Source organism: Lachnospiraceae bacterium JLR.KK008 (assembly GCA_037015955.1).
Lineage (GTDB): Bacteria > Bacillota > Clostridia > Lachnospirales > Lachnospiraceae > VSOB01.
In genome coordinates this window covers 1,568,660-1,589,963 of record CP143548.1, presented here as the reverse complement: position 1 = coordinate 1,589,963, position 21,304 = coordinate 1,568,660, and the positions used below count along the sequence as shown (strand labels likewise).

General features: G+C 51.3%; 22 protein-coding genes. All 22 read right to left on the bottom strand.

Annotated elements, in window-relative coordinates:
- Position 1: 1 nt before the first annotated feature.
- The 22 genes from V1224_08135 to V1224_08030 all read right to left on the bottom strand — a co-directional run bounded on the left by V1224_08135 (position 2) and on the right by V1224_08030 (position 21,298).
- The gene (locus V1224_08135) at positions 2-1,498 is read right to left on the bottom strand and encodes a 4Fe-4S dicluster domain-containing protein (GenBank protein WWR17381.1); all 1,497 of its coding nucleotides are present in this window, start codon (positions 1,496-1,498) and stop codon (positions 2-4) included.
- A 107-nt stretch (positions 1,499-1,605) separates the two neighbouring features.
- Positions 1,606-3,612, bottom strand: coding sequence for a ferrous iron transport protein B (feoB, locus tag V1224_08130; GenBank protein ID WWR17380.1), 2,007 nt, complete (start codon positions 3,610-3,612; stop codon positions 1,606-1,608).
- Positions 3,609-3,839: a FeoA domain-containing protein gene (locus V1224_08125; GenBank protein WWR17379.1), complete on the bottom strand. Its 231-nt coding sequence runs from the start codon at positions 3,837-3,839 to the stop codon at positions 3,609-3,611. Before V1224_08125 ends, feoB begins: the two co-directional genes overlap by 4 nt.
- Positions 3,836-4,027: a hypothetical protein gene (locus V1224_08120; protein ID WWR17378.1), complete on the bottom strand. Its 192-nt coding sequence runs from the start codon at positions 4,025-4,027 to the stop codon at positions 3,836-3,838. Before V1224_08120 ends, V1224_08125 begins: the two co-directional genes overlap by 4 nt.
- A 96-nt stretch (positions 4,028-4,123) precedes the next feature.
- The gene (locus V1224_08115) at positions 4,124-5,503 is read right to left on the bottom strand and encodes a spore germination protein (protein WWR17443.1); all 1,380 of its coding nucleotides are present in this window, start codon (positions 5,501-5,503) and stop codon (positions 4,124-4,126) included.
- A gap of 117 nt (positions 5,504-5,620) precedes the next feature.
- Positions 5,621-6,139 (bottom strand): deoxyuridine 5'-triphosphate nucleotidohydrolase, encoded by a 519-nt coding sequence (locus tag V1224_08110; GenBank protein ID WWR17377.1) that lies wholly within the window; start codon positions 6,137-6,139, stop codon positions 5,621-5,623.
- Between the two features lie 44 nt (positions 6,140-6,183).
- Positions 6,184-6,693 carry an anaerobic ribonucleoside-triphosphate reductase activating protein gene (nrdG, locus tag V1224_08105; protein ID WWR17376.1) on the bottom strand — a complete coding sequence of 170 codons (510 nt, stop codon included), beginning with the start codon at positions 6,691-6,693 and terminating at the stop codon, positions 6,184-6,186.
- 51 nt (positions 6,694-6,744) lie between these two features.
- Positions 6,745-8,922: an anaerobic ribonucleoside-triphosphate reductase gene (gene nrdD, locus V1224_08100; GenBank protein WWR17375.1), complete on the bottom strand. Its 2,178-nt coding sequence runs from the start codon at positions 8,920-8,922 to the stop codon at positions 6,745-6,747.
- Positions 8,923-9,004: 82 nt separating this feature from the next.
- Entirely contained in the window at positions 9,005-9,175 is a 171-nt protein-coding gene (locus tag V1224_08095) for a hypothetical protein (GenBank protein WWR17374.1), read from the bottom strand.
- Between the two features lie 91 nt (positions 9,176-9,266).
- Positions 9,267-10,247, bottom strand: a complete 981-nt coding sequence (locus tag V1224_08090; protein WWR17373.1) for a methyl-accepting chemotaxis protein — start codon at positions 10,245-10,247, stop codon at positions 9,267-9,269.
- 2 nt (positions 10,248-10,249) lie between these two features.
- Positions 10,250-11,185: a hypothetical protein gene (locus V1224_08085; GenBank protein WWR17372.1), complete on the bottom strand. Its 936-nt coding sequence runs from the start codon at positions 11,183-11,185 to the stop codon at positions 10,250-10,252.
- Between the two features lie 31 nt (positions 11,186-11,216).
- A complete protein-coding gene (locus V1224_08080) occupies positions 11,217-12,533 on the bottom strand; it encodes an ATP-binding protein (protein ID WWR17371.1) in 1,317 nt (438 codons plus the stop codon).
- 142 nt (positions 12,534-12,675) lie between these two features.
- A complete protein-coding gene (locus V1224_08075; protein ID WWR17370.1) occupies positions 12,676-13,449 on the bottom strand; it encodes a LytTR family DNA-binding domain-containing protein in 774 nt (257 codons plus the stop codon).
- A 48-nt stretch (positions 13,450-13,497) separates the two neighbouring features.
- The gene (gene rnhA, locus V1224_08070; GenBank protein ID WWR17369.1) at positions 13,498-13,980 is read right to left on the bottom strand and encodes a ribonuclease HI; all 483 of its coding nucleotides are present in this window, start codon (positions 13,978-13,980) and stop codon (positions 13,498-13,500) included.
- The gene (locus V1224_08065; GenBank protein WWR17368.1) at positions 13,977-15,680 is read right to left on the bottom strand and encodes a hypothetical protein; all 1,704 of its coding nucleotides are present in this window, start codon (positions 15,678-15,680) and stop codon (positions 13,977-13,979) included. The genes rnhA and V1224_08065 overlap by 4 nt, the downstream gene beginning before the upstream one ends.
- Positions 15,677-16,396, bottom strand: coding sequence for an MBL fold metallo-hydrolase (locus tag V1224_08060; GenBank protein ID WWR17367.1), 720 nt, complete (start codon positions 16,394-16,396; stop codon positions 15,677-15,679). Before V1224_08060 ends, V1224_08065 begins: the two co-directional genes overlap by 4 nt.
- Positions 16,397-16,431: 35 nt before the next feature.
- Entirely contained in the window at positions 16,432-16,848 is a 417-nt protein-coding gene (gene cdd / locus V1224_08055; protein ID WWR17442.1) for a cytidine deaminase, read from the bottom strand.
- Between the two features lie 59 nt (positions 16,849-16,907).
- Positions 16,908-17,738 (bottom strand): purine-nucleoside phosphorylase, encoded by an 831-nt coding sequence (locus V1224_08050; GenBank protein ID WWR17441.1) that lies wholly within the window; start codon positions 17,736-17,738, stop codon positions 16,908-16,910.
- A 110-nt stretch (positions 17,739-17,848) separates the two neighbouring features.
- Positions 17,849-18,514 (bottom strand): DUF6320 domain-containing protein, encoded by a 666-nt coding sequence (locus tag V1224_08045; GenBank protein WWR17366.1) that lies wholly within the window; start codon positions 18,512-18,514, stop codon positions 17,849-17,851.
- Positions 18,515-18,543: 29 nt separating this feature from the next.
- Positions 18,544-19,827 (bottom strand): hypothetical protein, encoded by a 1,284-nt coding sequence (locus tag V1224_08040; protein WWR17365.1) that lies wholly within the window; start codon positions 19,825-19,827, stop codon positions 18,544-18,546.
- Entirely contained in the window at positions 19,824-20,759 is a 936-nt protein-coding gene (locus tag V1224_08035; GenBank protein ID WWR17440.1) for an alpha/beta hydrolase, read from the bottom strand. Before V1224_08035 ends, V1224_08040 begins: the two co-directional genes overlap by 4 nt.
- A 248-nt stretch (positions 20,760-21,007) precedes the next feature.
- A complete protein-coding gene (locus V1224_08030) occupies positions 21,008-21,298 on the bottom strand; it encodes a hypothetical protein (GenBank protein WWR17364.1) in 291 nt (96 codons plus the stop codon).
- Positions 21,299-21,304: the final 6 nt, after the last annotated feature.

The following is a 21,304-nucleotide window of genomic DNA, read 5'->3' as shown; positions in this document are numbered from 1 at the left end:
CTCAGTTTTCCTCCGCCGCTTCCATCTCGGGCAGCTTTTTATCTGCCGCCGCCTTGAATTTATTTACTTCTTTTGCCGCCTGTGTGACGGGAATATTCGTCCCTGCCCCTGCCACACAGCCTCCCGGACAGGCCATCCCTTCGATCAGACAGCCGTTCTTCTTGCCCACTTTTGCGAGCATCAGCATCTTTCTGCACTCTGCCAGACTTTCCGCATGATCGATATTGACTTCCACATCGGGATAATATTCACGGATACAGTCTTCAATGGCACTGGCCACGCCGCCCGCCACGCCGTATCCTCTTCCGGCCCCGGTGGCATCTTTCATCTCGTCCATCGCCTTGATTTCTTCCAGCAAAATCCCCTTGGCCTCGAACATGCCTACGAGCTCTTCAAAAGTGATGACAAAGTCAACGTCCGAACGGACGGTCCGTCTGGATGCTTCCAGCTTCTTGGACGCACAGGGACCGATGAATACAACACTCGCCTCCGGGTGCTCCTGTTTGATCACTCTGGCAGTCGCCACCATCGGCGTCAGCTCATTGGATATGTTGCCGATCGTCTCCGGGAAATACTTCTTGGCGAGCATTGACCAGGATGGACAACAGGAGGTGAGCAGAAATGGCAGCTCGCCGGTGGCGACCGCATGTACATAATGCTCTGCCTCCGCCACTGCGCCCATATCCGCACCGATCGCCGTCTCGTATACGTCCGCAAACCCGAGCTCTTTAAGCGCCGTCTTCAGCATGTCCGGTGTCACCTTCGGTCCGAACTGTCCGGCAAAGGCAGGCGCTACCTGAGCGATGATCGTTTTTCCCGACTGCATGGCCCGGATCAGCTGGAAGATCTGAGACTTATCCGCGATAGCGCCGAACGGGCAGCTCACCATACACTGTCCGCAGGAGACGCACAGATCGTTATCAATGACCGCTCTGCCGGACTCATCGCTTTTGATTGCGCTCACACCGCAGGCTGCCGCACAGGGCCGCACCTGATGAGAAATGGCATCATACGGACAGACCGCCTTGCACTTTCCACATTTGATACATTTTTCCTGATCGATATAAGACTTTCCGTTTACCATCGAAATGGCGCCCTTGGGACAGACCTCGTTGCATGGATGCGCTTCACAGCCCATACACCTGTCAGTCACCGCATATTCATTGACCGGACACGCATTGCAGGCGGAAGGAATGACCTGCATCAGCGGCGGTTCATAATATTTTTCATCAATGTTGCTCTCTTCCATCCCCTGCGTCACATGGACCGGAAGATTTTCCGGCCGCAGGCTCATCCCCATCGCCAGTCGCAGCCGTTCCCGGACGATCGCCCGTTCCCTGTAAACGCTTTCCCGGTAAGATGACTCTGTATAATTTACGATCTTGTAAGGAAGCGCTTCCATATCATGAATCAGATTTTCCGAATCATAGGCAAGGGAAGCAATCTCCTTGAATACACGTCTTCTTGTTTTTCTGACCTGCGTCTCGATTCCTCTCATAAGCTCCTCCATCCAATACAATCTCTCTCATATCAAAATTCCTCATATGTTCACGTTCTATTTTCACATAAACACATGAGGAAATCAACCCTTTTGTTATTTTTTTATCAAACTATCGGCAGCCTGCTCCCGATCTGATAGACGAGCACGGCTGCGCTCCAGGCAAGCAAAAGCTGAAACAACACCATCTTCAGCGTAAACTTCCAGGAGCCGCTCTCTTTTTTCACCGTGGCAATCGTTGCCGCACAGGGAACATAGAGCAGGCAGAACACCATCAGCGCATAGGCGTTGACCGGTCCAAACCCCGGATACTGGGCGTTGATACCGGAGACGATCGCCTGCATTCCCGCCTCCGAATTGGCATTGACAACGCCAAAGAGCACCGCAAAACTGGAAACGACCACTTCTTTGGCCGAGATCCCGGAGATCAGCGCCACCGCGATCTGCCACATACCCAGCCCGGCCGGCGCCAGAACCGGCACAAGCCCTCTGCCGATCATCGCCCCAAAGCTGTCGCCGGGATTTTCCACCATCCCGCTCACGCCAAAATTGAGCACAAACCAGATGAGGATGGAAGCGATAAAGATCGTCGTCCCCGCCTTCTCCAGATAGTCTTTTAATTTCGTCCACACATAGATGCCAATCGTCCTCCCATTTGGACGTTTATATTCCGGCAGTTCGATCAGCAGAGAGGCATTTTCCTCTCCCCGGTCTATACCGTGCATGACCAGCGCTGCCGCCAACGCTACCACCATACCGATCACATACATGGAAAAAGCCGCCGCCGAAGGATGTCCGGGAAAAAACATATCGGAAAACAGCACATAGACCGGCAGTCTGGCAGAACAGGACATAAACGGTGTGATCAGCATTGTCTTGCGCCGGTCACGCTCCGTCTCCAATGCCCGTGTGGCCATAATCGCCGGCACCGTACACCCGAACCCGAGTACCATCGGCAGAAATGCTTTCCCTGACAGCCCTGCCCTGCCCATAATGCCATCCATCACATAGGCCACACGGGACATATAGCCACTGTCCTCCAGAATCGCGAGCGCCAGAAACAAGATGACAATATTGGGAATAAACGTGAGAATACCGCCTACCCCGGCAATAATACCGTCAACGACAAGGGAAATCAGCCACGGTGCACAGCGGACGGAAGCCAGCAGGTGCGCAGTCTGTCCGGATAATACCGACAACACGGCCTCAAACCCGGCCTTCAGGAAGTCTCCCACCAGAAACGTCATCAGAAAGACAATACACATAATGAGCAGAAACACCGGCACGCCCCAGAACGGGTGGGTCAGCACACGGTCAATCCTGTCGGTAAACGCCGCCTTTTTCTCTTTGTGGAACAGCACTTCCCGGACGATTGTCTCTATGTATGTATATTTTCTCTGGATGATGTCCTTTTCATAGCTCCTGTCGACGACGTTGATCACGGACATCGGATGCTCGCTCTTAACGTCCTCATCGTTCTCCAGCAGCTTGATCGCATGCCAGCGGACCGAGGAATGGGCCGGGAACCGGGCCTGCATCATCACTTCCAGTTTGGCGATCCTTGTCTCGATCTCCTCCCCGTAGGTCAGCACATTGCCCGCCGGCCCCTCCTCATAGTGGTGCACGACCGCATGAAGCAAAATACCAAGGCCCGTCCTTCTGGCCGCCGATACGGATACAACCGGAATACCGCCCAGCATCTCCGGCAGTCTGTGCAGGTCGATCTCCATCCCCCGCTCTTCGACGATGTCCATCATATTCAGTGCCAGTACGACCGGCTTGCCCAGCTCCAGAAGCTGCAACGTCAGATATAAATTGCGTTCCAGGGAGGAAGCATCCACCACATTGACGATGGCATCAATGTCATCTTCCATGATGCACTGCCTTGTGACTTTCTCTTCGATTGTATAACACGTCAGGGAATAGATCCCCGGCGTATCGACGATCGTCAGGCCGCAGTCTTCATATTCCGCATAGCCTTCCTTTTTCTCCACGGTCACGCCGGGCCAGTTGGCCACTTTCAGCCTCGACCCTGTGACCGCATTAAACAAAGTCGTCTTCCCACAGTTGGGATTGCCTACAAACGCCACTCTGATCTGTTGTTTCCTGCTCATTGTTCTGACTCCTCCTTCACCTCGATAAAGGAGGAAATATGTCTGCCAAGGGCAAGTCTCGTACCTCTCACCTGTATGATCATCGCCCCTTTTTTCTTGCGGTTCAAGATTCTCACCCAGGTCCCGTCATTGATGCCCAGCGCCTGTAATCTGCGCGTCACCGCTTCCTCCACGAACACACCTTCCACCTGATAGGACCCGCCCGCAATCCCGTCGTATAATGTCATTGACTGTCATCTCCCTGTAATTCCATCTCCGTACACGGACAGAGTGTCTTTGTCTGCGGGTCCATATGGGGGAATTCGTAGACCGGGTCCGGGGAAAAAGAAACCCAGTATGCCGGCACCTGATGGGTCATACCGCACACAGGACACCGATACCAATAACTTTCCATCTTATCTACCTTCTCTCTCAACCGTTCTTTTTATGCCTATCCGTTTGTATTTTATCAGACAAAAGAATGGTTTTCAATAGAGAGGTGGGCAATAAGGCAAACGTACAATATTATGCCTCACTGCTTTGCGCCCGGAAGCCGCAGACGCAGCACCCTTCTCGCCAGCTCTCTGCCATTGAAGGGAATGAGAGGATAGAGATAACTTGTATTGGCCACCGTTCTGTTGCAGGCAATGCTGACAAAGCATAACAAAACCGCTCCGAGATATCCCCAGAGACCGAACAGGCTGGTGGCAATCAGATTGAGGATCCTCATGAATTTCAGCGCATATCCGAGCTCATAGCTGGACTGGGTATAGTTGGATATGGCCACAAATGCCATGTAAAGCATGACTTCAGAGTTAAACCATCCGCTGTTGACAGAAAACTCTCCAAGCACAAGCGCTGCCATCACGCTCAGAGGCGTACTCAGCATATTCGGCGTGTTGACCGCCGCCAGCCGCAGACCATCGATGGCCAGCTCCAACACGAGAAACTGCCAGACCAGAGGAAGATTCATCTCGTCCTGGATGCGGATAAAATCAAAGGACTCCGGAATCCACTGCGGATTCTGCATCAGGAGCAGAAACGTCGGCGTGAGCAGATACGTGAGAAATGCAATCAGAAACCGTGAAAACCGCAGATATGTGCCTGTGATCGGTGGAAAATAATAATCGTCAGCCTCATCGATGACATCAAAGACAGTCGTCGGCGTAATCATCGCCGAAGGAGAATTGTCAACAAGAATCACGATATTTCCCTCCAGCACATGTGCCGAGGCCGTGTCCGGCCGCTCCGTAAACTTAAATTTGGGGAAGGGATTGTACCATCTGCGCTTATACAGGCATTCTGCCAGACTCTCCTGATTCATCGTCAGGGCATCGACCTGAATGCTGCGGATTCCGTCTTTGATCTTCTCCAGAAACGCATGGTCCACCCGGGAATCCATATAGCAGAGAACAATATCCGTCTGCGAACTCTCTCCGGCGTTCATCATCTCCATGCGCAGGTCCGTACTGCGGATCCGCCTGCGGATGAGCGCCGTGTTAAATACAACGGTTTCCACAAAACCGTCCTTGGAGCCCCGCAGCGCCTTGTCCTTCTCCGGCTCTGACACACTTCTGGCCGGATACGTGCGGGCGTCAATCAGTACGGCTTTCTCATACCCATCGATCATCAGTATGAGTACGCCGGACATCAGGTTATGAATGATGTCCTCCCAGGTATCACTGACATCCACCTCCACATAAGGCATATGTTTTTTCAGGAGTTCATGGACATCCGCCGCCATATCCTGAGCCGTAATTCCGATCAGATATTGCAGCATCTTTTCCATCAGCTCATCCTTACAGAAGCCGTCAATAAAATAAAAAGCGGCCTCCTTTCCGCCGATGTGTATGACTCTGTATACCATATCAAAATTGGTACCGATGGACAACGTCTCTTTCATATAATCCATATCAGAGACGAGTTTTCCTGACAGTTTGTTTCGCGTTTGCTCTTCCAAATAAAAAAACTCCTTTCGGACAACTTACACTTAATGTGTCCTCCGAAAGAAGTTTTTATGCGAAAAACGTTATCTCTTCTCTTCCGTACTGCCGAAGCCGCCGTGACGGATTTTATTTGTCTCATCGTCCGACGTGATCCCATACTCCATAAATACACCCTGAATGATACCCATGCCATGCTCAATCCGCAGCTCTCTGCCCGCTCTGGAATCGTTCGTAAGCTCTGCAATGATATGCCCTTCATTGTCCGCATGGAAATAATCGCTGTCGATAATACCGATCGTATTGTTGAGCTGCAGGCGGTATTTAAAACCAAGCCCGCTCTTCGGGTACACCTGAAGCACCCAGCCGTCCTCCATCTCCGCACGGATTCCGGTAGGGACACGAATCCCCTCGCCCGGACGCAGATTAAAGGTAAACGGGGAATAAAAGTCGTAGCCTGCACTCCCGACCGTCGCTCTTTTCGGAAGCTCTATCCTGCAATAAATGTCATGTATCTCACTGTCCGTAAAGCCCGGCATCGCCTCTTTGAAGTCCGCTGCAAACTGCTCTTCGCTCACTCTGTGGAATTTTGCAATTCTTTTCATGATTTCCTCCTTTGCTCTCTCCCTGTTTCTGTCTTTACTTATATTTACTCAAAGTCTCCGCAGTGCAGAACAGGACTGCTCCCTTCCGGCTGCCTCAGACTTTTCTGAACATCGATGACCCTCTGGTTACCGCTCCCCTTCCACAGAAGTTTCGGGTCTCTCTCCGCGATATGAAATTCTCCGTCTACAAGTACGTCAATATCTTTCATCATTGAATCGCTGCATACATGTTCCCAGACGTCACCGGTGTAGAGCCACACCGTCTTGTCCGGACAGGTTTCTCTGATCTCCCGCACGAGCGAGCGCACATCCGACCGGTTGGACGGATGCAGCGGATCACCGCCGGAAAAGGTAATTCCCGATATATATGGTTTTCGGAGCTGCTCAAAAATCTCCTCTTTGGCAGCATCGTCGAAAAACAGTCCTCCATTCGGGTCCCATGTGAGCGGATTATGGCATTCTTTACAACAATGACTGCAGCCTGCCACCCAGAGAACGACACGCAGCCCGTCCCCGTTCCGCATATCATCTTTCGTAATATTATGATACCTCATCACCGTTCTCCTGCTTTTTCCATGATACCCTCAGTGGACAGGGGTACCGTCTTACATACTGACTCTGTCCGCAATCTCCGCCATCTTGGCGTCATTCAGCCGCGTATCTCCGTGGACCCGGGAATAAGACAGGTATCCGTTCATACGGTCGATCTTAGTCAGATTGCGGCTGCCACACTGCGGGCAGACATCCATCTCCAGTTCCTGATGACCACAGTCATCGCAATAAGCCAGCGAAAGATTGACTCCCTCATAAAATCCCATCTCCATGGCACGTCGGATCAATGTCCGTATGGCCTCGATATTATAGTCGATCGGATATTTTACATACTGTATCTTACCGCCGTTTGACAACTCCCAGAACCGGTATTCCTTATCCTGCTTTTCAATGGGCGTGATGTCCTCCGTCACATGACAGTGAAAACTGTTGCTCACATATTCCCGGTCTGAGACACCCTCAACGATTCCGTATTTCTCCCGGAACTGTCTCACCTGCAGGCCGCAGAGGTTTTCTGCCGGCGTTCCATAGATGGCATACAGATTGCCATCCTCCTCTTTAAATTCCGCCACTTTCCGATTGATATATTCCAGCACTTCCAGCGCAAATTCCCCGTCCTGTGCAAGCGATCTGCCGTTGTACAGCTCCTGCAGCTCATTGAGCGCAGTAATACCGAAGGATGCTGTGGCTGTCTTTAACAATGGTTTGATCTTATCCGACAGCTTCAGATGACCACCGAGGAAACCGCCCTCACAGTACGCCAGCGGATTCGTGGATGCGCGCATCTCACCAAGATACGCATAGGTCCGGATATGAAGCTGGCGGATCAGATTGAGATAATAATCGAGCACCTCATAAAAGTCCCGGCTCTCGTGTCTCGCCTTTGCCAGTATCATCGGCAGATGCAAAGAGACGGCGCCGATATTAAAGCGGCCGACAAATACGGGCACATCCGCGTCGTCCGCCGGGTGCATCCCGCCTCTCTCGTACCAGGGAGAGAGGAACGCACGACAGCCCATCGGAGAGATGATCTTCCCATATTGCCTGTACATACTGGCCACATACCCTTTTCCCGTCAAAGAGAGCCAATCCGGATACATCGTCTTGGAAGAACAAAGCACACCGGCTTCAAACACATCCTCCAATTCCATTCCCGGTCCATGGAGATTTTCATCATATAAAAATACGATCTTTGGAAACAACACCGGTTTTTTACACCCGGCTTTGCCCTGTCCCGCTCTTCTCACATTAAGCATGGAGATCGTAGCCAGTCTCGCAAATCGTCCTCTGCCTGTGCCTGCCGTTACCGTAATGAATGGATAATCGCCCCGGCTGCTGGCCACCGTATTGAATTTGTATTCCCAGCCCTGAAATCCCTGTTCAAATTCTCTGGCTACGTCAGAATACGCCTCCGCCTCTGCCCTGTCTTTGGCAACGCCAAGGCTGGTATATTTTTCTATATTTCTCCTGTATGATTTTTCCGCATATGGCTCCAGGATCAGATCCACGCTTGGCACGGTAAATCCGCCATACTGCTGACTGGCGGCGCTCAGGACAATATCTCCGATAACGTCGAACGCCACATCGAGCGTCTTCGGCTCGTTATACCAGATATTACCCATCTCAAAACCGCCGGACAATACATTCTGTACATCAAACAGACAGCAATTCATCGTATCCCTTCTGGCAGACATATCATGCACATATATATAACCGTCCCTGCACGCCTGAATCTCCTCGGTTGTCATAAAAAATTTCTGGTACAGCTCCTTGTTGAGCTGATTAAAGATCAGACTCCGTTTCGTCGATACGAGCGCCGAATCGGTGTTGGCATTTTCCTTATCGCCCACGTACATGATAGACTGACTCTTTTTATAGACATCGTCCAGCATCCGTACAAAATCCTGTTTATAATTGCGGTAATCCCGATAACTTTTGGCGACGATGGGCTTGACCTCTTCCAGCGCACTCTCCACGATATTGTGCATGACCGGGATCGGCACCTCGCGCGTCCCCAGTTCTTCCACTTTATCGATCACATGCTGACATATATGTCGCTTTTCTTCGTCTGTAAACTTTGTCAGCGCACGGTATGCCGATTTTCCTACCGCATCAATCACCTTCTGCACATGAAACGCTTCTCTGCTCCCGTCCTTTTTTATGACCCACGTCTCATGGTAAGGTCTGAACAGTGCATTGTAATCCGTTTCTCTCTCTTTTGCCGCTTCCATCTTCACCAGTCCTCCCTGTGCGCCCCCTGTGCGTCAAAATGGACGACATTGTTCAAATGCCGTCCAGTCCGTCATTTTGCTGTCAGTCCGCTGCAGTCCCTCCGCTCTCGGCCGCCCCGGAAATTTCCCTGGCTTCCTTCGCTTTCCGCCACCTGACACCGACAATGCAGGCAATCACTACAAGCGCCACAAAGACAAGAAATACGATCAGATACGATAAAAAATATCCCAAAAAAGCATTTAAATTTTCCATGTCACTCCCGCCTTTTCTCATAGCTTTCCATAACTACACAGCTATTATAACCAATTCTCCGGCAAAAAGCAATTACTGCTGCGCCGGCTTTTCAGTTTTTTACACGAAAGGCGGCGACCATCTCACTGAGCCGCCGGCTGGACTCCTCCAGATCGGCCATACCGACAAGGACCGGACCGTCGGACCCGGTAAGATCCCCTCTCCCTCTGTTACCGTTCTCTCCTATCGTCTGCAGCCAGACAGAGACTGAGTCTACGGCCTTGCCCAGCTCCCTCAATTCCTCCTCTACCTTTTTTACGGAGTCATTACTGCCAACCGCGCCCTGTCGGTACAGTCTTGCATCCTCCATATACCGTTCCGCAGTGAAAATAAAACTGTCATGATCGACGAGAACCTTGTGATCCATCAAAGAGAGAAACCGCTCGGAACTGGCCGCAATCCCGGTCACACTTTTTCTGATCTCCCGCATCTCTTTCGACATCTTCCCTGCCGTCCGTTTGGAACGTTCCACAAGCATACGGATCTCGTACGCTGACTGCCCGATCCGCTTTCCCCGTTCTCCCGCTCTGGCGGCCTCAATCGAAATATTCATCGCCAGTTTATTCGTCTCCATACTGATCTCGAACAATTCCCGCATCAGCATCAGGATCTCTTCCGTCTGCTTTTCAGCCATGACAGCCTGATCGCACTCTGTTTTGGCATTTTCTACCAGATCTACGGAATAGAATCCTGATTCCATCGCCGTCTCATAAAGTTTTTTGGCTCCGGTTACAATATCGGTGCACTGCTTTTTTGCCCGCTCTGTCTCCTGTACCGCCACCCCGACTGCCGCCGCCACTTTCTCTTCCGCTCTTCGTAATACTCTCTCAAGTACCTGTGCAGTAGCAGATGTCTTTCTGACAGTTTCCGATTCCCTTATCGTCCCGCTGACAGCCCCCGGCAGCACTGCCGCACAGCCGTCCATATCACTTTCCGCCTCCCGAATCCGCAATAAATGATTCCGGATATAAGGAATGGCCAGCACACCTGTCATCATGATGATGGCAATGAGAATAAGTGTTGTCTTCTCCATGTTTAATGATCCTTTCTCTTCTGTGACGGATGCCCGAACAGATTTTGTTCTTCTCTGTCGAAGACAGCCTGCCTGCATCGTTTTGCCTCCCTGATATATTCGTCCAGGTATTGGCCAAGCTCCTCCTGTTCCCCATTTCTGGCATATTCGGCAATCATCAGATTATGGTGTCTGACATCATGACGCAGACGCCTGATCTCCTCCACTGATTCCTGTATGACAGCCAGCTCACTCTCCAGCAGCTCACTCCTGCGAATACTGAGTTCCAGCTCCCTGCTGGTCATCAATTCCTTGCGGATTGAGAATAACATCTTCAGCATCACCAAATGCGTAAAACTCAAAAGGAGGCAGAAACAGACAAAAACAATCTGATCTTTCACACTGCGCACCATCACATGAGCCGGATATACCCCAAAATAGATGACCAGCAGGTTCCCTGCCAGAGCAATCAGGCAAAGCCCCTTCCAGTTACATTGGATCGTCTCCACGATGTCCCGGTATATCCGCCGGAAGAAACATAGATTGATGCAGACACTGATTGCAAGAAAGACCAGGCGCAGGGCAACATCCACCCACGCGTTTCCGTCAAAAAACAGTTGTGCGCATTTGACACAAATATAGAGTTGAAACAACAGAATAAACACCTGATAAGAAATATGATAAATTACCTGATAAATGTTATCACTGCTCATGCGCAGAAGAAAGAAAAATGATTGTATGTAAAAGGTGATCGTACACAGAACAGCGTAACTCTCCGCATGGGAAAGGCACCATACAAAACCCAAGGCCGTATAGAGCAGAATAAATACACTATAATACAGACAGGTTTTTTTACAGGGCAGGCACGGTTTATCCAGAGTCAGAAATAAAAGACAATACCCTGTGATTTCAATAAAATTTCTCAATAAGGATAGCAGCGGCGTGCCGCCAAGCACCATATTGAACACTCTCCTTTCATAAAAAATCCACTTATGTCGGATTGACCGGTTCAGTCGGCAATTTCAGTAACATCCGGCAGATAAACATACCATCCTGCAGACAGAAGTCGGTTTCCCCTCCGTAACGTGCCGCACTTTTCAAAATACTGCTGATACCGATGCCTGTCTTTCTCTGTGCCTGCGGCAGCCCGTCCTTAAATAAAATACTGTTTGTACTTGTATTCGAAATGACAATCACAAACTTTGACGCTCTCTCTTTCACGGACAGGCTGATGACACGTTCCACAGCTTCCGCCGCCATCGCTCCCTGAATGGCGTTTTCCAGCAGATTACCAAGGATCGCTGTCAGATCAACGTCGCGGATACCAATATTACGTTTTACCGCTGCATCAATCTGCACGGAAATCCCTTTCTTTCTGGCCTTTCTCTCATAGGCCGTGAGAATGCTGTCCACAACACAGTTGCTGCAAAACCAGTCCGGGCGTTTCCGTTCTTCCTCTTTTTCATATTCATGCAGATAGCTCAGAATCCCTTCCATATTGCCTTCTTTTGCAAAACTGTCGAGCGTCTGGCAGTGCCGGCAAATATCGTCATATAGACTCAATATATCTTCCATTGATTCTTTTGTCACGGTAATCTCCCGCCTGAGCAGTTCATTGCTGCGCATCTGTATCTCCAGCTCATCCCGACTGTCCATCTCTCTCTGGGAAACAAGCAGTGTCCGCAGAATCGCCAGATGCGTGGCAAAAAAGAGCAGGACGGCGGCAATCGTCACCGTCTGTTCTTTCGGTTCTCTGACCATCACATGGACCGGATACATACCAAAATAGATGATCAGCAGATCTCCGCACAGAGACGCCGCACAGATTCCCTTCCAGAATGTCCGCAGATGATCAGCCATCTCCTGATAGAATCTGCGAAAATAACAGAGATAGACCGTAATCACAAAACCAAGAGACATTACGCGCAAAACAAGATCTGCCCAGGGGCTGCCATCAAAGAAGAGCAGGGCGAAACGGACACTGATAAATATCTGCAGCAAAAGAACAGATATTTGCAGAGAAATATTATAGAGCACCTGGAAAATGCCGTACCGGCTCATCCAGAAGCAAAACGGCGCCGACTGAACGATCAGGGAAATTATACACAGTCTGCCATAACTTCGCGGATGTAACTGGACCCATACCGCTCCGACAGCAGTGTGGCAGATCAAAAATATGCCATAAAAAAATATTGTCTTTCTCCATGGTAAACGTGGTTTATCCAATATCAGAAACAATATAATAAATCCGGCTATTTCTATGAAATTGCGCAGTACGGAAAGTATCGGTGTGATCCCCAGCACCATTTGTATTCACCTTCTATTCAATCATCTGCCACAATCATAGCTTAATTTTTTATTTTTTGGAAAATTTTGTGATAAACTGCAGTTTTCAGGTGACAAACTGCAGTTAGAGGATGGGAAGCAGAAAAACGGTACAAAAAAACACTTATATCGTATCCTGCCTGCCACAATAGAATCGAAAATATTGCTCCTTCAGGTCACTGTACACCCCTCTCGGAAGATGAAGTCTGCGCCCGGTGGAGAAGACAATCTCTCTGGAATTCAGGCTGTCGACATAGATAAGATTGATGATATAGGAGGAACCTGCCCGCACGAATCCTTCCTGTACTGTAAGCAGCCCATACAGCTCTGTCATCGTCATCCGCACCGACTGGACCGTTTCATCCTGCAGGTGCAGGCCCTGATAATTGCCTTCCGCTTCACAATAGACAATGTCATCCATCACGATCCGCTCCAGCTTTCCGTCTATCCGCAGAATCAGACATCTCCTGCGCTCCCGTTCCACCTCTTCCAGCGCTTTGTCAAGTGCAGAGAAAAAGGCCTGTTTCTCCAGTGGTTTTACGAGATACATGGATGCGCCCGCTCCAAAGGCTTCCAGCGCATGGTCTTTGGAAGTCGTCAGAAAGATGATCGGTCCACAGAATCCCTCCCGGCGCAGCTCCAGCGCCGCTTCCATGCCGGACTTTCCCTCCATGTAAATATCAAAAAACAAAAGATCCGGCCGGTATCTGCCCATGCTGATCTGAATACAGAGTTCTTCTGCCGAAGTGAAGCGATCGACAAAAATATCCGGTTGTTTGAATACGTCCTGTCCTGGTATAAAGGCTCTGCTGTGAAGCGATTCCAGATATTCCGCAAGCAGTGATTCCGTAATATCCAGCTCCTTCTCCTCATCGTCGCAGATTGCTACCCGATACATCGTATTACCCCCCCCTTACAAAATTACAGTACTGTGTCCTGATCTGTCTCATGCCATGCCCTTTCCTTCCACATCTTCCGCCAGGTCTTCTCCGTCCGCAGCCGATGTGGCCAGCATGTCGCACCGTTCATTTTCCGGATGACCGTTATGGCCTTTCACCCATGTGAATGTCACCTGGTGCATTTTTTTTGCCGCCAGCAGTCTCTGCCAGAGATCAATGTTTTTTACTGGCCCGGCAGAACCTTTCCAGCCTTTTTTCTGCCAACTGTCAATCCACTTTTTGTTAAAGGCATCGGTCACGTACCGGGAATCGGATATGATCTCTGCCTCACAGGGCTTTGTCAACGCCTCCAGTCCTGCGATAACTGCCATCAGCTCCATACGGTTGTTCGTTGTTTTCCTGTACCCACCGCTGTACTCCCGCTCGTGAAGCGTCCCTCTGCCGTCCACATAGTGAATGATCGTCCCATAGCCGCCGGGCCCTTCCGGATTTCCTCTCGCAGAACCGTCCGTGTATATCGTTACCTTCATCGCCAAACCCCTTCCTTCAAAAAGTCTTCCACCTGCGCTGCCGCCCCCTCTGTGATCTCTCTGTCATATCCTGCCTCTGCCAGAAGCCGGATGGCATTGCCCGTCCCGGCAATGCCCCGCCGCAGCCTGTAAGGAAAAAAGAGCTGACCGTCTCTCACTTCCTCATCAAAATAATAAGCATCATACTGCTTCCGTGTCAATACCATCAACTCTCTGTCATGCGTCGCCGCAAAACAATAGACAAGGGGCGGTCTGAACGACCGCAGAATATGCGCGGACGCCGCGATCCGCTCTACGGTGTTTGTACCGCGAAGAATCTCATCAATAAAACAAAAGACAGGAAACGGTTCCTTCTGCCTGCCGGCATCGAGGACCCGCTTCAGAGAAAGGATCTCCGCCATATAACTGCTCTCTCCCCGTCCAATGTCATCCTCCGCCCGCATAGCCGTGTAGATACGGGAAAATGGCGCTGAAAACCGCTTTGCCAGCGCAGTATGGATCGTCTGCGCGAGAAGCAGGTTAAGCGCCGTCATCTTTAAAAATGTAGACTTCCCGGAGGCATTGGAGCCGGTGATAAGCACACCCTGACTGCCACACACCTCAATGCTGCCTGCAACCGCATCTTCGATCAAAGGATGATACCCTTCTTCCATAGACAACCCGCTCTGTCCTGCGGGCATCTGCTCCGCGGCCGTCCGCAGGACAGGAAGTGACCACTCGCGCAGAGACGCCCGATACATCGCAATACTGATGGCGCTGTCCACATATCCGATCGTATCATAAATTGCCAATAGCTCCGGTTCGAGTGACAGCATTTTATGTTTTAACTTCCGGAACTGGATCAGGTCGAAGTGAAACAACATCCGCGCATAGTCGCCCGGCAGCGAAAGCGGATGACTGCCCGCACTTTTACACTGTAGCACCCAAAAGCAATGACGCTTCAGCGGGCGCAGTTTCCGGATACCGTCAACGAGAGAAATGCCAGCTGTCTGTTCTGCCTCTTCCCACAGAGCAGACGGCAGTATCCGGCGCAGCTTCTCTGCTCCCCGCAAAGCACGCATCATCTCCGCAACGCCGCTCAGACAGGGGAGAACCTGAGCCCGTCTGTGAAAATAGGTGACAATCTGAAAAACGGCCACGGCCGCAAACAAAAAGATGCCGGCAGCCGTATCCCGTAACGCGGCCAGACCTGCGAACACGTAAATCATATTGACCGCATATTCTGCCGCCACACTCTTCCCCTGCTCTTCTTTCATCATGGAGAGCCAGGCGGAAAGAGAGGGGCCCGTCTCCCTGCCGATCTCTGCCAGAAGCAACTGAACCTGCACCCTTTCCTGATGATGAGCTGCAAAATATCCGGCGACAGCTTCCCAGCGAACTGCCTCTTTCTCACAGCGCGCCGGATGATGCAGCGCTTTATACAGATAGTTTTCACCGGCACTGGAAAGCGTGTAATCCATCCTCGCAAACACCGCGTCCATATCCAGCTCTCTCCAGGTGATCTCATCAATCGTAAAGCGGCCCTGCATAACAGCCACCTCTCTTTTTACGGACCGCCTCTTTTTTTCCGGCCTGCGACCGTAAGCTGCCCGAAGTTTCCGGGCATCGTCCACCCGTTTCTTTTTTTCGTCCCACAATCCTCTCACGAACAAAAAGATCACAGCCGCTACGATGACCAGTAGAGTCAATCCGTATTTCATACAATAAATTCCTGTCCTGGCTGCCGGACATCCATGATCCGCTCCCGATATTGTTTCCCTTTGCTGTCTGCTTTCAGTCTGGAAATTATCTCATAACGGTCCCACATATGCATCGGAAATACCACATCCGTGTCCGTATGCTCGAGAAACGTCAGCATCCCCAGCGCATAGCTCTCTTCCAGCCGGGGATCAAGCGGCACGAAAGCCACATCGAAATGACGGCCTTCGATCCGCGAGATCTCTTTTTTATAATCCACCGCCATCTGCCTGTTCCAGCTGTCGTCCTCCCCTTCCCAGTGCCACCAGTTCAGATCGCCCGCATGATAAATAGTCTTCCCTTCCACTGTGACAAGCCAGGCCACACCCTCGTCGGTCGAGCGCAGTGTCTCCACTGTAATCGTTTCCCACCTGGTCGTCGTATTTTTCCCCGTACACGTGATCCTCTCACTGACCGCCGGATCGATACCCTTTCGCTCGAGATACTTACGGTTCAATTTGATGTCCGACCCGAGAAAATAGTGCAGTTTATCATATTGACCAAATAAGTCAAATATTTTTAGAGAAAAATGATCCTCGTGTTTGTGGGAAGCAAAGAAAAGGATGGTCTTGCTGCCATCCCACTGTGGAAGTTCTCCCTGAAAATAATCAAAGACGAGTACATGCTCTGCAAGCTCCACGGCAAATCCACTGTGATACAAATATGTAATTTTCATCATACCTTTCCGGCCTCCTGTCATCCGTCCTGCTTTCCTCAGCCCCGCTGGAGATTTTCCGGTCCAAATCCCATCGGCAGCATGTCCTCCAGGGAATATTCGACATATTCCTCCACAGATTTGGCGATGAGAATCCGAAACTCCTGCGGATCACAAAACTCCATCATCACCTGTCTGCACACTCCACAGGGCGCCGCATAAGAAACGCAGTCCCCTTCCGGGCTTCCCGCGATGGCGATCGCCGCAAACTCTCTCTCTCCCTCATACACCGCTTTGAAAAAGGCATTGCGCTCCGCACAGATCGTCGGTGTGTAAGCCGCATTCTCGATGTTACACCCCTGATACAGCGTTCCGCCCTTTGTCAGAAGCGCGGCTCCTACCTGAAAATGAGAATAGGGCGTATAAGCGTGCTTTCTCGCCTCGAGCGCCGCTCTGATTAATCTTTCTTTCTCCATCTGTTCCATATGACACACTCCTGCTTCGTATCTGTCTGATCTGTCCCTGTTTCGTCCTGTCACCTCTGTCCGAACTTCAGGATTGACGCTGTCACCAGCTTCTTGAAAAGCGGCGACGCCTTAGCCGCGGCCTCCTGCACTTCCTGATGGCTGAGCGGCTGCGGCGAAAGTCCGGCTGCCAGATTGCAGACACAGGAAATACCGCAGATCTTCATCCCCATATGATTGGCGGCAACCGCCTCCACCGCAGTGCTCATGCCCACGGCATCAGCCCCCAGCGTATGCAGCATCCGCACTTCCGCCGGCGACTCATAAGACGGACCGGTAAGCTGCAGATAGACCCCTTCTCTGAGCTGGATCCCTTCCTGTACAGCGCAGTTTCTGATTACTGCCTGCAAGGACCGGTCATAGATCTCGGACATATCGGGAAAACGCACGCCAAGCGCATCTGCATTCGCACCCATCAGCGGATTGGGTACGAAGCAGGCAATATGATCGGTGAGCATCATCAGATCACCCGCCTGGAAGTCCGGGTTCACGCCCCCGGACGCATTCGTCAAAAAGAGGATTTCCGCACCCATCTGTCTCATCAGTCTCACAGGCAGTACGACATCGGAAATCGGATAGCCCTCATAGTAATGAACGCGCCCTTTCATACAGACGACCGGCACTTCTCCCACATAGCCAAAAATAAATTTTCCGTCATGCCCCGGCACAGTAGAGACCGGGAACCCCTCGATGTCTCCATAGGAAAGCTCCGCTTCCACTTTGATGGAATCCGCGTAATCTCCCAGCCCCGAGCCGAGTACGAGCGCTACCTCCGGCTTACACTCAATTTTTTTTCTTACGCTCTCATAACAGAGCTGCAACTTTTCATATGCTTCCTTCATCTCTTCGCTTCCTTTCTGTTTTCCATTCATCGCTGAAAAATACAGGTAATTCCATAATTTTGTACACAGTTTTATCCGTTTCAGGCAGATATGATACGCATGCCCGACCACTACAGGTGCATCCTCCGTATAAACTCATCTTTCAGCGCCGTTCCCACAAAGAGGATCAGGGCTGAGAGAGAGATTACGCTGACGACCGTACAGATCACCGAAGGGTAGATCATACGGGTAACGCCTGCCAGGAGCAGCGCCGCCGGTATCAGGCCGATCAGACTGTTCAGCAAAAGATAGAGCAGATAATCCTGCACCCGCAGATGTGTCAGGCGCGCGATCACAAACATGGCAAATGTCATACAGGTATATAAGACCGGCAATACATAGTCGATGGACCAGCCCACATAGCCGGTCCCGTAATCCCAGCCAAATACGATGGCCGACACGATGCACTCCTGCCAGAGAAGGGCTTTCAGCGGTCTCCTGCGCTTCTTAAAGGCAATCCCTACCGTCAGCCAGCCACTGAGCAGTCCGGCGATTACCACAAGCGACCACCATCCCCTCTCGGGAAAAATCACATTGACCGCAAGCGAGACCGAACCGGCTGCCACCGTCGCCAGTGCAAGCAGACGGACAAGAAACCAATAGGGATTTCTTGTCAGCGGAATATCCGGATATGCGTTGCCTTCCCGGTCCGCCTCCCCGGTCAAAGGCCCCCGGCAGAGCGGGCAGATCGTGATTTCTCCCGTCAGCTTCACATTACATTTCTCGCAGTACCGCATCCGGTACACTCCTTTCCCTGCCGCACTTCTCACTCCGTGCGGGTCAGATTTGTCGTGATCTCCACATCGATCCCCAGTTGGACCATCCGGCGGAAGAAGACTCTCTCCACATCATGATGATAAAAAGGTCCTGCAAAACTGACGACATAATGATCCAGAAACGAACAGGCGCTGGCCTGCAGCTTGTTCGGTGAACTGAAGACACCAAACTGACGGATATAACGCTCCATCTCCGCCGGCATCGTCACCCGCCCCACATTGGAGAAAGAGGCAGTCACCTGCCGGTTAGAGACATAATTGGCGATCCGCAGCACCGGGTCTTTGGCCGGCAGCGGCACGATTCGCATGGGAATGTTATGCTCGAGAGCGCAGAGCATATTCATCCGTCTGCGCAGTTTTTCCCGCGTGAGATTCTCGCGCAGACTCTGTTTCACATGACAAAGAACTGCTTCCAGACTGTCCGCCTGACGACTGAAATCATACGAGATATTGACCGTGGCAAAGAAATTGCGGACAGACTCCGACGGAAAAAATCCCCGCAGATTGACCGGTACCGTGATCACAACCGGACGGCTGCAATCGCGCAGACGCATTCCCTCATGGATCGAACAGATGAGCAGGGCCACCTGCAGTTCCGTCAGTGTCACGCCTCTTTCTCTGGAACAGGCAAGCAGAGCCTTCAGGGACATTCTTCCCTCGATCACAGCCAGACGTCTGGCAGGCATACGCTCTCCGCGCAGATGATAAGCCTTGCGCTTCCAGGAGATCCGCGGAACGGCAGGCATATCTTCCGGTTTCTGATAGTATTTCTGAAAACTGTCATCCCATTTCTGTGACTGGGAAGCGCCATAATTGAGCTCCGGCACAGCCTCCCAGAAATCGGCAGGATGACACGCAAGCAAATAATAATAGACGAGCGTACACAGAAACTGCAGGGCGCCGGTACCGTCCGTCAGCGCATGATAGATCTCCAGACTGATCCGCCTGTCATAATAATACACACGAAAAAGCAGACTTCTGCGTTCAGCGCTGTAAAGAGGCAGACAGGGAGGTTTATCTTCCGCACTCACGACCACTTCCAGATCACTGTCCTCAAAATAATACCAGAATAACCCCTGTTTCATGACCGAACGGTAAAACGGGAACTGTTCGATCGTCCTGTCAAGGGCTGACTGCAATATTACAGGATCGACCCTCTCGTTTAACTCACACGAAAAACGAAAGACTTTCGAATCCGCTTTGCTGCTGTTAGATGGAAATATCTTTGCGGCGTTATCGAGACGGCTCCATCTCGGGGGGCGGGTATTTTTCATGGTCCGGTTCCATCCTTTAAAAAATGATTCATCACTTCATATGTCCTTCGAACAGGTTCAAATCTGGCGGGAAGCGCGAAATAACCGTGCAGTGCATCGGCGATCCGCACGATCTCCACCCGGTTTCCTGCCTCCCGCAGTTTCTCACCATAGGCCTCTCCCTCATCCCGCAGCGGACAATACTGCGCCGTCACGATAAGCGTATCCGGCTGATTTGAAAAATCTTTCGCCATCAGCGGCGCGAAATAAGGGTTATCGAGATCCTCTTCTGAGGCGCGGTATAGCTCCATATAGTCCCGTACCCGTTTGGAAGTGAGCAGATAACCGCTGCCGTTCTCCACGACAGACGGGTAAGGGGAATGCTCCGAATGGTCATTCCCTGTCGCCGGATAGATGAGGATCTGGCGGGGAGGCAGGAATTCTCCCCGGTCACGGGCCATCAACGAGACAGCCGCCGCCAGATTGCCGCCCGCGCTGTCTCCGATCAGCGTGATTTCGTCCTGCTTCGTGTCCATCAGGCCCGCATCCATAAAGATCTCTCGCACAACCGCATAACAATCCTCCGGCGCTGCGGGAAACGGGTGCTCCGGCGCCAGCCGGTAATCGACCGAGACGACGACCCGCTCCGTCATCGCCGCCATATCGCTGCATACACCGTCATAACTGTCAATGCTCCCCGTCACCCAGCCGCCGCCGTGGAAGAAAATGAGGATCGGATGTCTCTCCTCTCCCGGCGGTGTGAAAATGCGCACCGGGATCTCATGGTCGCCACAGGGCACTGTATGTTCCCACAGACGGTAAAGCTCTGGCTTCCTGCCACGTCTGGCGGTGATCCGCTTCAGCTCCCGCTCGATCGGATAACTTTTTTTGATGTCTATCTCCGGATAAGACAGGGCGCTGAGCACCGCCTGCATAAATTTATTGATCGCCATATTGTTGTCTTTCTCTGTCAAATCACAGGATCAGCATGGCATCCCCCATGTGGCGGTTTCGTCACGAAATTCCGCTTTTGTAATTTACATTTCGATAGGAACGCCTTTCTCCATACCATTATATCGGTTTTTATCCTAGCCATCAATAGGATTTTTGCCACTTGTCTTTATTTTCTGCTCCATAGCTTTTTCGAGAGCGGCGGTGATGGCATCCACTTTTCAGAATGAGGCTTGCCAGCCGGAAGCGGTCAATCTGCTTGCCGCTTCCCTATCATCCGCATATCCAGGGCATCACTCTTTGCTTGTAATTCGTCTTCCAACGCTTTCACGATAACATCAATTTTCTTTTCGCCAATTCCCTTTATTGGTAGCAAAGCGTGTCTTATCTCTTGGCTGGAGAGTCCAGGTGTTGCCTCCTGCCCATCCTTAAATCCAGATTTGTATACCGACTCCGCCCATAATGTCATTTGGCAGTGGTCCATCTTCCGGATGCGGTTATACTGCTTGCGGTTCAGAATAAAGCCTTTAATCTTTCCCATGCCGCA

Excerpts from the sequence above, each read along its gene's own strand:
- V1224_08085 (WWR17372.1), bottom strand. The coding sequence starts at position 11,185 with ATGGTGCTTGGCGGCACGCCGCTGCTATCCTTATTGAGAAATTTTATT.
- feoB (WWR17380.1), bottom strand. The coding sequence starts at position 3,612 with ATGAGCAGGAAACAACAGATCAGAGTGGCGTTTGTAGGCAATCCCAAC.
- V1224_08115 (WWR17443.1), bottom strand. The coding sequence starts at position 5,503 with ATGGATTATATGAAAGAGACGTTGTCCATCGGTACCAATTTTGATATG.
- V1224_08040 (WWR17365.1), bottom strand. The coding sequence starts at position 19,827 with ATGAAAAATACCCGCCCCCCGAGATGGAGCCGTCTCGATAACGCCGCA.
- V1224_08125 (WWR17379.1), bottom strand. The coding sequence starts at position 3,839 with ATGACATTATACGACGGGATTGCGGGCGGGTCCTATCAGGTGGAAGGT.
- V1224_08090 (WWR17373.1), bottom strand. The coding sequence starts at position 10,247 with ATGGAGAAGACAACACTTATTCTCATTGCCATCATCATGATGACAGGT.
- V1224_08045 (WWR17366.1), bottom strand. The coding sequence starts at position 18,514 with ATGCGGTACTGCGAGAAATGTAATGTGAAGCTGACGGGAGAAATCACG.
- V1224_08080 (WWR17371.1), bottom strand. The coding sequence starts at position 12,533 with ATGGTGCTGGGGATCACACCGATACTTTCCGTACTGCGCAATTTCATA.
- V1224_08065 (WWR17368.1), bottom strand. The coding sequence starts at position 15,680 with ATGAAATACGGATTGACTCTACTGGTCATCGTAGCGGCTGTGATCTTT.
- nrdG (WWR17376.1), bottom strand. The coding sequence starts at position 6,693 with ATGAGGTATCATAATATTACGAAAGATGATATGCGGAACGGGGACGGG.
- V1224_08095 (WWR17374.1), bottom strand. The coding sequence starts at position 9,175 with ATGGAAAATTTAAATGCTTTTTTGGGATATTTTTTATCGTATCTGATC.
- V1224_08110 (WWR17377.1), bottom strand. The coding sequence starts at position 6,139 with ATGAAAAGAATTGCAAAATTCCACAGAGTGAGCGAAGAGCAGTTTGCA.
- V1224_08035 (WWR17440.1), bottom strand. The coding sequence starts at position 20,759 with ATGGCGATCAATAAATTTATGCAGGCGGTGCTCAGCGCCCTGTCTTAT.
- rnhA (WWR17369.1), bottom strand. The coding sequence starts at position 13,980 with ATGAAGGTAACGATATACACGGACGGTTCTGCGAGAGGAAATCCGGAA.
- V1224_08075 (WWR17370.1), bottom strand. The coding sequence starts at position 13,449 with ATGTATCGGGTAGCAATCTGCGACGATGAGGAGAAGGAGCTGGATATT.
- V1224_08050 (WWR17441.1), bottom strand. The coding sequence starts at position 17,738 with ATGAAGGAAGCATATGAAAAGTTGCAGCTCTGTTATGAGAGCGTAAGA.
- V1224_08135 (WWR17381.1), bottom strand. The coding sequence starts at position 1,498 with ATGAGAGGAATCGAGACGCAGGTCAGAAAAACAAGAAGACGTGTATTC.
- V1224_08060 (WWR17367.1), bottom strand. The coding sequence starts at position 16,396 with ATGATGAAAATTACATATTTGTATCACAGTGGATTTGCCGTGGAGCTT.
- V1224_08030 (WWR17364.1), bottom strand. The coding sequence starts at position 21,298 with ATGGGAAAGATTAAAGGCTTTATTCTGAACCGCAAGCAGTATAACCGC.
- cdd (WWR17442.1), bottom strand. The coding sequence starts at position 16,848 with ATGGAGAAAGAAAGATTAATCAGAGCGGCGCTCGAGGCGAGAAAGCAC.
- nrdD (WWR17375.1), bottom strand. The coding sequence starts at position 8,922 with ATGGAAGCGGCAAAAGAGAGAGAAACGGATTACAATGCACTGTTCAGA.